This window comes from Parageobacillus sp. NEAU-HV-2 (assembly GCF_059115485.1).
In genome coordinates this window covers 44,029-54,369 of record NZ_JBXUJJ010000015.1, presented here as the reverse complement: position 1 = coordinate 54,369, position 10,341 = coordinate 44,029, and the positions used below count along the sequence as shown (strand labels likewise).

The 10,341-nt window shown below is 44.9% G+C and carries 8 protein-coding genes, 10 tRNA genes and 2 rRNA genes; all 20 read left to right on the top strand.

Annotated features, from left to right (window positions below; genetic code table 11):
• Nucleotides 1–128, top strand: a 23S ribosomal RNA gene (locus tag AC1WMD_RS17195); the annotation flags it as partial.
• Between the two features lie 119 nt (nucleotides 129–247).
• A 5S ribosomal RNA gene (gene rrf / locus AC1WMD_RS17190) occupies nucleotides 248–364 on the top strand.
• An 11-nt stretch (nucleotides 365–375) separates the two neighbouring features.
• A tRNA-Asn gene (locus tag AC1WMD_RS17185) sits at nucleotides 376–450 on the top strand.
• A 4-nt stretch (nucleotides 451–454) separates the two neighbouring features.
• Nucleotides 455–527: transfer RNA gene (locus AC1WMD_RS17180), tRNA-Thr, on the top strand.
• Nucleotides 528–544: 17 nt separating this feature from the next.
• Nucleotides 545–616: transfer RNA gene (locus tag AC1WMD_RS17175), tRNA-Glu, on the top strand.
• Nucleotides 617–633: 17 nt separating this feature from the next.
• Nucleotides 634–709, top strand: a tRNA-Val gene (locus AC1WMD_RS17170).
• 297 nt (nucleotides 710–1,006) lie between these two features.
• Nucleotides 1,007–1,079: transfer RNA gene (locus AC1WMD_RS17165), tRNA-Thr, on the top strand.
• A gap of 9 nt (nucleotides 1,080–1,088) precedes the next feature.
• Nucleotides 1,089–1,170 (top strand) — tRNA-Tyr (locus AC1WMD_RS17160).
• Between the two features lie 86 nt (nucleotides 1,171–1,256).
• Nucleotides 1,257–1,331 (top strand) — tRNA-Gln (locus AC1WMD_RS17155).
• Nucleotides 1,332–1,386: 55 nt separating this feature from the next.
• Complete coding sequence (locus AC1WMD_RS17150; protein ID WP_260676098.1) at nucleotides 1,387–1,521, top strand: hypothetical protein; 135 nt, start codon at nucleotides 1,387–1,389, stop codon at nucleotides 1,519–1,521.
• A 104-nt stretch (nucleotides 1,522–1,625) separates the two neighbouring features.
• Nucleotides 1,626–1,698, top strand: a tRNA-Lys gene (locus AC1WMD_RS17145).
• A 7-nt stretch (nucleotides 1,699–1,705) separates the two neighbouring features.
• Nucleotides 1,706–1,777: transfer RNA gene (locus AC1WMD_RS17140), tRNA-Gly, on the top strand.
• 16 nt (nucleotides 1,778–1,793) lie between these two features.
• Nucleotides 1,794–1,866 (top strand) — tRNA-Ala (locus tag AC1WMD_RS17135).
• A 156-nt stretch (nucleotides 1,867–2,022) separates the two neighbouring features.
• Complete coding sequence (gene rocF / locus AC1WMD_RS17130; protein ID WP_043903349.1) at nucleotides 2,023–2,925, top strand: arginase; 903 nt, start codon at nucleotides 2,023–2,025, stop codon at nucleotides 2,923–2,925.
• 197 nt (nucleotides 2,926–3,122) lie between these two features.
• Nucleotides 3,123–3,686, top strand: a complete 564-nt coding sequence (sigW, locus tag AC1WMD_RS17125) for an RNA polymerase sigma factor SigW (protein WP_043903350.1) — start codon at nucleotides 3,123–3,125, stop codon at nucleotides 3,684–3,686.
• Nucleotides 3,687–3,700: 14 nt separating this feature from the next.
• Nucleotides 3,701–4,312 (top strand): anti-sigma-W factor RsiW, encoded by a 612-nt coding sequence (gene rsiW / locus AC1WMD_RS17120; RefSeq protein WP_494258072.1) that lies wholly within the window; start codon nucleotides 3,701–3,703, stop codon nucleotides 4,310–4,312.
• A gap of 101 nt (nucleotides 4,313–4,413) precedes the next feature.
• Complete coding sequence (gene cdaA / locus AC1WMD_RS17115; RefSeq protein WP_043903352.1) at nucleotides 4,414–5,235, top strand: diadenylate cyclase CdaA; 822 nt, start codon at nucleotides 4,414–4,416, stop codon at nucleotides 5,233–5,235.
• Nucleotides 5,228–6,475: a CdaR family protein gene (locus tag AC1WMD_RS17110; protein WP_043903353.1), complete on the top strand. Its 1,248-nt coding sequence runs from the start codon at nucleotides 5,228–5,230 to the stop codon at nucleotides 6,473–6,475. The genes cdaA and AC1WMD_RS17110 overlap by 8 nt, the downstream gene beginning before the upstream one ends.
• 29 nt (nucleotides 6,476–6,504) lie before the next feature.
• Nucleotides 6,505–7,851, top strand: coding sequence for a phosphoglucosamine mutase (glmM, locus tag AC1WMD_RS17105; protein ID WP_494258071.1), 1,347 nt, complete (start codon nucleotides 6,505–6,507; stop codon nucleotides 7,849–7,851).
• Between the two features lie 523 nt (nucleotides 7,852–8,374).
• Nucleotides 8,375–10,177, top strand: a complete 1,803-nt coding sequence (gene glmS, locus AC1WMD_RS17100) for a glutamine--fructose-6-phosphate transaminase (isomerizing) (protein ID WP_494258070.1) — start codon at nucleotides 8,375–8,377, stop codon at nucleotides 10,175–10,177.
• Nucleotides 10,178–10,341: the final 164 nt, after the last annotated feature.

Here is a 10,341-nt window from a genome sequence, read left to right as displayed (position 1 = left end):
CTCAAGATGAGATTTCCCATCGCGTAAGCGAGTAAGATCCCTCGAAGATGACGAGGTCGATAGGTCCGAGGTGGAAGCGTGGCGACACGTGCAGCTGACGGATACTAATCGATCGAGGACTTAACCATGAAAAGCGCAGGCGACTGGCTTCTTCCAAACAGATGGTTATCTAGTTTTGAAGGAATGAACTCCTTCTTGACAAAATCGATTAGATGAATATAATTATTTATGTCAATTGAACAACTTGCCTAGTGACAATGGCGGAGAGGAAACACCCGTTCCCATCCCGAACACGGAAGTTAAGCTCTCCAGCGCCGATGGTAGTTGGGGCCAGCGCCCCTGCAAGAGTAGGTCGTCGCTAGGCAAGTTCAATATTCCGCAGTAGCTCAGTGGTAGAGCAATCGGCTGTTAACCGATTGGTCGCAGGTTCGAATCCTGCCTGCGGAGCCATCATGCTTCCATAGCTCAGTTGGTAGAGCACTTCCATGGTAAGGAAGAGGTCACCGGTTCAAGCCCGGTTGGAAGCTTTGATGTTTTCCTTTTTGGCCCGTTGGTCAAGTGGTTAAGACACCGCCCTTTCACGGCGGTAACACGGGTTCGAATCCCGTACGGGTCACTTTCTTTTTGTTTACTGGAGGATTAGCTCAGCTGGGAGAGCACTTGCCTTACAAGCAAGGGGTCGGCGGTTCGATCCCGTCATCCTCCACCATGTTTAACATTTTATTTGTCGGCTTAGCTCAATTGGTAGAGACGAGCTTAAACTTCAATGAATTTGCTCCGAGTTGTCCCGACGCATCTAACATCATTGAATAAGCTAGAAGAGGAAGGGACACAAAAAACTAAGCGTATATGTCGATACTTCTTATGCTGGATTAGCTCAATTAGTAGAGACGAGCCTAAGCTTCATCGAATAAGCTACGAGTTGCCTCGACGCATTTGGCACCTTTGAATTGGCTAGCAGAGGAAGAGGCAACGGAAATAATTTGAGTATAGACACATTTCTTATGCCGGCTTAGCTCAATTGGTAGAGCAACTGACTTGTAATCAGTAGGTTGCGGGTTCAAGTCCTGCAGCCGGCATCATAATACGGAGGGGTAGCGAAGTGGCTAAACGCGGCGGACTGTAAATCCGCTCCCTTTGGGTTCGGCGGTTCGAATCCGTCCCCCTCCATATACATAAAAAACGGCCATTCAATCAAGTATAATGTTTGGATATTGTGAAATAATATGTTTCAGCTGACAGTGTTTGAATATCGTTGGGCTATAGCCAAGCGGTAAGGCAACGGACTTTGACTCCGTGATGCGCTGGTTCGAATCCAGCTAGCCCAGCCATTTTATCCATATTGAGCCATTAGCTCGGTGGGTAGAGCAACGAGCTTAAACATCTATGAATCCGCTACGAGTTGTCCCGACGCATCCAACATCGTTGAATAAGCTGGCAGAGGAAGGGACAACGACAAACGATGAGTGTCTTGATTTTCTATATGAGCCATTAGCTCAGCAGGTAGAGCAACGAGCCTAAACTTCATCGAATAATCTTCGAGTTGTCTCGACGCATCTAGCTTCCTTGAGATAGCTGGCAGAGGAAGAGACAACGAAAACAACTAGTGTCTTCATTTACTGTACGAGCCATTAGCTCAGTAGGTAGAGCATCTGACTTTTAATCAGAGGGTCGGAGGTTCGAGTCCTCCATGGCTCATCGATGTGCGGAAGTAGTTCAGTGGTAGAACACCACCTTGCCAAGGTGGGGGTCGCGGGTTCGAGTCCCGTCTTCCGCTTTTTATACCATTATACGGGGCCTTAGCTCAGCTGGGAGAGCGCCTGCTTTGCACGCAGGAGGTCATCGGTTCGATCCCGATAGGCTCCATTAAAGCATCCCATTTCGAAAAACACGAATGGGATGCTTTTTATTTTTCCCTATGCCCGTGAAATAAGAATAAATATTCAAAAAATTGTCGAGTTGAGTCATGACGGCGTTTTCATCTACAATAATAACGTAGTATAACGGGAAAGGGGAGGCAGCATGAAGAAAATATCGATCATTGGTGTGCCGATGGATTTAGGACAGACGCGTCGCGGCGTCGATATGGGGCCGAGTGCCATGCGCTATGCGGGGGTCGTTGAGCGTTTGGAGCGCCTTCATTATGATATTGAAGATTTGGGAGATATTTCGATAGGAAGAGCTGAACGGCCTGATGATGAAGGGCTTCGTCTTAACTTGCGAAATTTGAAAGCGGTTGCGGAAGCGAATGAAAAATTGGCCGCGGCTGTGGATGATGTGATCAAAAGGGGAAGATTTCCTCTCGTTTTGGGTGGCGATCACAGCATTGCCATTGGTACATTAGCCGGTGTTGCCAAACATTATAAAAATTTAGGCGTGATTTGGTATGACGCGCATGGTGATTTGAATACCGCCGAAACGTCGCCGTCTGGAAATATTCATGGAATGCCGCTGGCTGCAAGTCTCGGACTAGGACATCCAGCATTAACGAATATTGGCGGTTACAGCCCAAAAGTTAAGCCGGAAAATATCGTTCTGATCGGTATTCGTTCCCTTGATGAAGGCGAAAAACGATTCATTCGCGAAAAAGGGATTAAAATATATACGATGCATGAAGTAGATCGTCTCGGAATGACCACGGTGATGGAAGAAACAATTGCTTATTTGAAAGGGCGGACAGACGGGGTGCATTTATCACTTGATTTAGACGGATTGGATCCTCATGATGCACCAGGGGTAGGCACTCCAGTGATTGGCGGTCTTACTTATCGGGAAAGCCATTTGGCAATGGAAATGCTTGCCGAGGCGCAGTTAATTACATCGGCAGAGTTTGTCGAGGTAAATCCTATTTTAGATGAGCGCAATAAGACTGCTTCTGTCGCCGTAGGATTGATGGGTTCTCTTTTTGGCGAAAAGTTAGTGTAATGGAATAGAAACAGCAGATTCCGCAAAATCTGCTGTTTTTTCTGTTGTATACGTTGACCATCTCTCCCACTTCCTTTGGTTTAAGTAGAGCTCTTCTCGCTCGATTATGATAAAATAAATTATATGTTTTCATGAAACTTTTATTAGAGAAGAACCGTAGTATACTGTAGCCGCAGGGGCGGGGGTATTGTATTATTATGGATATATTTGTGAAGAAACGGATTAAAGCGATAAAAAAAGGCGACCAAAATGCCTATGCCGATATTGTTGACCTTTATAAAGATAAAATATATCGTCTATGCTATCGGATGCTGGGAAACCGCCATGAGGCGGAAGATGCAGCACAAGAGGCATTCATCCGCGCCTATGTTCATATTGATACGTATAATCCGAAGATGAAATTTTCGACATGGCTTTACCGCATTGCAACGAACTTAACGATTGATAAAATCAGGAAGAAGAAGCCAGATGCGTATTTGGATGAGGAAGTCAGCGGCACCGATGGGCTTACGATGTATGCCCAGCTTTCTTCTCACGAAGCTTCCCCCGAGGAAACAGTAGAAAGCCTGGAGCTGCGGGAGACGGTGCAGGAGGCGATCGGAAAGCTGCCGGAAAAATATCGCAGCGTGATCGTGCTAAAGTATATAGAAGATTTATCATTACAAGAAATTAGCGAGATTTTAGATCTGCCGATCGGCACGGTGAAAACACGGCTTTATCGCGGCAGGGAAGCATTACGAAAGCATTTGGGTCATCTGTAAGAGGGTGAAAAAACATGAAGTGTCCAGAGCATATTGTAAAGCTTATGCATGATTATTTAGATGGTGATATAGGTCCAGGTGATGAAAAACGATTAAAAGAGCATTTACAGGAATGCCCGGCATGTGCCGCTCATTTCCATGGGTTAACGAAAACGGTGGCCTTTATTCAGTATGCATCTCATGTCCCTTCGTCGCCTGATTTTACGACGCGAGTGATGGCGAATTTACCGAGGGAAAAGAAGAGGATTCGAGTGCAAAGATGGATGCAACGCCACCCGTTTCTTACTGCCGCATCACTATTTATTCTTTTAACTACCGGAAGTCTGTTTACTGCATGGAATGGAGAGGAACAATTCTCGGTTTCCACACACGAAAATGTGATTATTCGCGATCATACCGTCATTGTTCCAAAAGGGGAAACGGTGAAAGGGGATATCGTTGTCCGCAACGGTTCTATTAGGATAGAAGGGAAAGTGGAAGGCAATGTTACCGTGATTCACGGAGAAAAATATTTAGCTTCCGCAGGGCAAGTAACAGGGGAAATTGAAGAAATTAATCAAGTATTTGAATGGATCTGGTATAATATTAAGGAACGGATCAAAGATGCAATGGAAACGTTCAAATAGTATAGGCCATCTTTCGGATGGCTTTTTTCAATGATATGTTATAATAAAAGAGCTGTTTCCATAAACATGATGTTGGAATTAGTGATAAAGGAAGTGTGAAGATGCCTTTCGGAGAACTCCCTGTTGTAGATTATTTAGTGAAAATTGTCGATATTCTCGTTGTTTGGTACGTGATCTATAAATTAATTATGATGATTCGCGGGACGAAAGCAGTCCAGCTTTTAAAGGGAATTATTCTGATTATACTAGTGCGAATCGTTAGTAACTTTCTTGGCCTTAGCACGCTGCAGTGGCTAACGGGTCAGGCGATTACATGGGGGTTTCTCGCTATTATTATTATCTTTCAGCCGGAATTCAGGCGTGCTCTTGAGCAGCTGGGGCGCGGAAAACTATTTGCACGAAGCAGCACAAACGAAGATGAAGAACAAGTAAAGATGGTTGAGGCGATTATTAAAGCTGCGGAATATATGGCGAAACGGCGAATCGGTGCGTTAATTTCTGTAGAACGGGAAACAGGAATGGGAGATTATATCGAAACGGGAATTATTTTGAACGCTCGTGTTTCGTCAGAACTATTAATTAATATTTTCATTCCGAATACTCCTTTGCATGACGGAGCTGTTATTATTCAAAAAAATCATGTTGCCGCTGCGGCCTGTTATTTGCCGCTTTCGGAAAGCCCATTTATTTCAAAAGAATTAGGGACTCGTCACCGTGCTGCACTGGGAATTAGTGAGGTAACTGATAGCATAACAGTTGTGGTATCGGAAGAAACCGGTGCGGTATCGATCACAAAAAACGGGGAGTTACATCGGGATTTAACTCCGGAGCAGTTTCGGGAGTTGCTTACAAAAGAATTAGTGCCGGCAACAAAAGCGACTTCCTCATCCCGTTGGCAATGGAGGGGGAAGAAACATGGATAAGTTGATGAACAACCATTGGTTTATTAAAGTGTTTTCTTTACTGCTAGCCATCATGCTTTATATGTCAGTCAATATTGAAAAAGGAACAAAGTCTGGAGGGATTTTCCGCAATGCGATTGGACAAGAGGATATAGAAACGCTGATGAATGTCCCCGTCGTCGTTTACTACGACGAGGAAAATCTAATCGTTTCCGGCGTTCCGAAATACGTGAACGTGACGTTGCAAGGGCCGGCAAGCATTGTAAAACCAACCGCTTTGCAGCGGAATTTCGAAGTATATATGGATTTAACGGATTTGCCGTTAGGAACATATACTGTTCCGATTAAATATAAAGACATATCCGACAAACTAAAGGTAAACATTCAGCCCTCGACAGCAAAAGTAACCATTCGGGAAAAAGTAACAAAAAATTTTCCTGTCGGGGTTGAATTTATGAATAAGAATCAAGTGCTAAAAGGCTATTCTGTGGAACAGCCGATTGTCAAGCCTAACTCGGTTATGATCACGGGTGCCAAAGAATTAATTGATAGCATCTCATCGGTAACAGCGAAAGTAAATTTAGAAGGCGCCACTGACACGATAACCCAAAAATCGAAAGTAATCGTTTATGATCATAACGGCAGGGTGTTAAATATCAGTGTGCATCCTTCGATTGTCGAAGTGACCGTTCCGATAAGAAGTCCAAGCAAAACCGTTTCCCTAAAAATCAACCGGGTAGGAACGTTGCCGGAAGGAGTAAACATTGTAAAAATAGAAACAGTTCCAAATGAAGTGACGATCTTCGGTCCTAAAGAAAAAATTGATTCTATTGAATCCATCGATGGGATTACGATTCGTTTAGATGAAATTACTGAAGATACGACGTTGGAAATGGATGTTCCACTGCCGGAAGGAGTCAAAAGCGTTGATCCATCTAAAGTAAAAGTCCATATCGATGTGCAAAAAGAAGAATCAAAAACGCTCAAAGGCGTGCCGATTCATGTGTTAGGATTAGGAGAACAATATACAGTGGAATTTATAGACCCAAAAGAGCAAACAATGGATGTTCGGCTTCATGGAGCGCCTAACATCTTAAACGATATTACAGAAGATGACGTGGAATTATATATTGATGTTAGCGGTTTAGACCTCGGTGAACATGAAGTAAAGATAAAATGGAATGGACCACAAAATGTGAAATGGGAACTGCCAAAAGAAAATGCAAAAATTAAAATAAGCGAAAAAACCAATGAACAATAATTTCATGGATGTAAGGAGAGATTGACATAATGGGTAAATACTTTGGTACTGACGGTGTACGCGGAGTAGCGAATCGAGAACTGACACCAGAGCTGGCGTTTAAAATCGGGCGCTGCGGCGGATATGTATTAACGAAAAGTACAGAACGCCCGAAAGTGTTAATCGGCCGTGACACCCGGATTTCCGGCCATATGCTCGAAGGAGCGCTTGTCGCCGGATTGCTTTCCATCGGAGCGGAAGTCATGCGCCTCGGCGTCATCTCCACTCCAGGGGTTGCTTATTTAACAAAGGCGTTAGGAGCACAGGCAGGGATTATGATTTCGGCGTCTCATAATCCTGTTCAAGATAACGGAATTAAATTTTTCGGTCCAGATGGCTTTAAGCTATCCGACGAACAAGAAAGAGAGATTGAAGAGTTGATTGACAGTCCGGAAGATATGCTGCCAAGGCCGATCGGCAAATCGTTAGGACAAGTGAATGATTATTTTGAAGGCGGACAAAAGTATTTACAATACTTAAAGCAAACCATTGATGAAGATTTTTCCGGCTTGAAAATTGCGCTAGACTGCGCGCATGGAGCTACTTCGTCGTTGGCGACGCATTTATTTGCCGATTTAGAAGCCGATGTTGTGACAATGGGTGCATCACCAAACGGGCTTAACATTAACGAAGGAGTAGGCTCCACCCATCCGGAAGCGTTAGCGGCATTTGTGAAGGAAAAAGGCGCCGATGTTGGACTAGCCTTTGATGGCGACGGCGACCGCCTCATTGCCGTCGATGAACATGGAAATATCGTGGACGGCGATCAAATTATGTACATTTGCGCCAAATACTTAAAAGAAATCGGACGGTTGAAACATCAAACAGTCGTTTCTACTGTCATGAGCAACCTTGGGTTTTACAAAGCGCTGGAAGCCCAAGGAATTCAAAGCGTGCAAACCGCGGTCGGCGACCGCTATGTAGTCGAAGAAATGAAGAAAAACGGCTACAATCTAGGCGGAGAACAGTCGGGACACATTATTTTCCTTGACTATAACACGACAGGAGACGGATTGCTGACGGCGCTGCAGCTTGTCAATATTATGAAAATCAAAGGAAAACCGCTGTCCGAGCTGGCAGGCGAAATGAAAAAATATCCGCAGCTGCTCGTCAATGTAAAAGTGGCGGATAAAGGGAAAGTGATGGAAAACGAAAAAGTAAAAGCGGTCATTCAAGAGGTAGAAGCAGAAATGAATGGAAATGGCCGCGTGCTTGTCCGCCCGTCGGGAACGGAGCCAGTCGTGCGTGTCATGGCGGAAGCGCCGACAGAGGAAGATTGCCGAAACTATGTAGAACGGATCGCTTCCGTCATTCGTGAAGAAATGGGAATAGAATAAAAAGAATAGCTTATCATCAACCTATGCATAAATGGAACATTATATTCCATTGATGCATAGGTTATTTTATGAACAATAACAATATTACAGTTTATGAACAATAACAACATTGCAGTTGACGCTTTTTTGGATGTACTGTAATATTAACGTTGTTGTTATTTTTCAAAGGAAGGTGGGTGGAAGAGGTTTTTTGAAGAGGTTTTTCATTGATACTTTTCTATTGATTCTTTTTAAAGCGCCTGGACTAAGCGTGGGACGGCAAAACGCTTAGTTGACGAGGAGGAGGTTTATCGAGGTTTCGGCGGATGCCTCCCGGCTGTGGCGATTACAGCCGCAAGTCCTTCCTTAAAACAAAGGGGTGACCCTTTGGACAAAGGGGAGGATGTAATCGCAAAAAAAACGGAAAAGTAGGGAGTCTGTCTATACAAAAAGCCAGACCCCTGATATTGTTCTTTGACAAGAGAATAAGACGTTTTTGGGTCGTTTTGTAAGGCGGGCTCCCGCTAAAGGGAGGAACATGTCTATGTGCGGAATTGTTGGTTATATTGGCTATCAAGACGTAAAGGAAATTTTATTGCGTGGATTGGAAAAATTGGAGTATCGCGGCTATGACTCTGCAGGCATTGCCGTGCTAAACGATGAAGGCGTTCATTTATTCAAAGAAAAAGGACGCATTGCTGATTTACGTAATGTCGTTGACCCGACGGTGAGTGCGTCGATCGGAATCGGCCATACGCGTTGGGCGACGCACGGGGCGCCAAGCCGCGTGAATGCGCACCCGCATCAAAGTGCATCGGGACGCTTTACGTTAGTGCATAACGGTGTGATTGAAAACTATGCGATTTTAAAACGCGAATATTTGCAAGATGTCGCGTTTCGCAGCGATACAGATACGGAAGTAATTGTGCAGCTTGTTGAAAAATTTGTGAACGATGGTCTTTCTGTGGAAGAAGCGTTCCGCAAGACATTAACATTGTTGAAAGGTTCTTATGCCATTGCAATGATCGACGCGGAAAACAAAGACGTTATTTATGTTGCGAAAAATAAAAGCCCGCTGCTTGTCGGGCTCGGCCATGGCTTCAATGTGGTGGCGAGCGACGCGATGGCGATGCTGCAAGTCACCAACCAATTCGTCGAGCTAATGGACAAAGAAATGGTGATCGTGACAAGCGAAGACATTACGCTTAAAACATTGAACGGTGATGTCGTTAAACGCGCACCATATACAGCGGAATTGGATGCCAGCGATATTGAAAAAGGCACCTATCCGCATTACATGTTAAAAGAAATCGACGAGCAGCCGTTTGTGATGCGCCGCATTATTCAAAAATATCAAGATGAGAACGGCCAGCTGACAATTGATCCGCAAATCATTCAAGAAGTGCTGAATGCGGACCGCTTATATATTATTGCATGCGGAACGAGCTATCACGCCGGGTTGGTCGGCAAGCAATTGATCGAAAAATGGGCGAAAATTCCTGTTGAAGTCCATGTTGCAAGCGAGTTTTCGTACAATATGCCATTGCTGTCGGAAAAACCGCTTTTCATTTACATTTCGCAAAGCGGCGAAACAGCGGACAGCCGGGCGGTGCTGGTGCAAACAAACGAACTTGGCTATAAAGCAATTACGATTACGAACGTTCCAGGCTCGACACTGTCCCGTGAGGCCGATTATACACTATTGCTTCACGCCGGTCCGGAAATCGCCGTCGCTTCCACGAAAGCATACACTGCGCAAATTGCCGTGCTTGCTATTTTAGCGGTCGCAGCGGCGAAGGCAAAAGGCATTGAGCTTGACTTTGACCTCGTCAAAGAACTTGCCATCATCGCCAATGTGATGGAAATGCTGTGCGACGCGAAAGAGGAAATGGAAAAAATCGCGCGCGAATATTTAGCGGTAACACGCAACTGCTTCTTTATCGGCCGCGCCGTGGACTACTATGTATGCTTGGAAGGTGCGTTAAAGCTAAAAGAGATTTCTTATATCCAAGCGGAAGGATTCGCCGGCGGGGAATTGAAGCACGGCACGATCGCTTTAATCGAAGACGGCACTCCAGTTATCGCTTTGGCGACACAAGAGCATGTGAACTTGAACATTCGCGGCAACGTTAAAGAAGTCGCCGCCCGCGGCGCCAACCCATGCATCATTTCGATGCGCGGCTTAGAGACAGAGGAAGACCGCTTCGTTATTCCAGCGGTTCACCCAATGCTTACTCCACTTGTTTCCGTCGTGCCGCTGCAGCTGATCGCGTACTACGCGGCATTGCATCGCGGCTGCGATGTTGACAAACCGCGCAACTTGGCGAAGAGCGTGACGGTTGAATAAAAGGTAAAAGCACGCGTTCCGTTTTGTTAAGTGACAAAAAAGTTGTATACTGAGTTTTAAAAGAGGGTGTTCCATTTTTTACCTATGGGACACCCTCTTTTTTAATTGAGGAAGATATAATTTAGATAAGGCAAAAATAAGATGGATTATAGCCTTTTCTACTC

Coding starts and splice junctions, on each gene's coding strand:
- AC1WMD_RS17110 (WP_043903353.1), top strand. CDS start 5,228: ATGGATAAGTTGATGAACAACCATTGGTTTATTAAAGTGTTTTCTTTA.
- AC1WMD_RS17150 (WP_260676098.1), top strand. CDS start 1,387: ATGAATCCGCTACGAGTTGTCCCGACGCATCCAACATCGTTGAATAAG.
- glmS (WP_494258070.1), top strand. CDS start 8,375: ATGTGCGGAATTGTTGGTTATATTGGCTATCAAGACGTAAAGGAAATT.
- glmM (WP_494258071.1), top strand. CDS start 6,505: ATGGGTAAATACTTTGGTACTGACGGTGTACGCGGAGTAGCGAATCGA.
- rocF (WP_043903349.1), top strand. CDS start 2,023: ATGAAGAAAATATCGATCATTGGTGTGCCGATGGATTTAGGACAGACG.
- cdaA (WP_043903352.1), top strand. CDS start 4,414: ATGCCTTTCGGAGAACTCCCTGTTGTAGATTATTTAGTGAAAATTGTC.
- rsiW (WP_494258072.1), top strand. CDS start 3,701: ATGAAGTGTCCAGAGCATATTGTAAAGCTTATGCATGATTATTTAGAT.
- sigW (WP_043903350.1), top strand. CDS start 3,123: ATGGATATATTTGTGAAGAAACGGATTAAAGCGATAAAAAAAGGCGAC.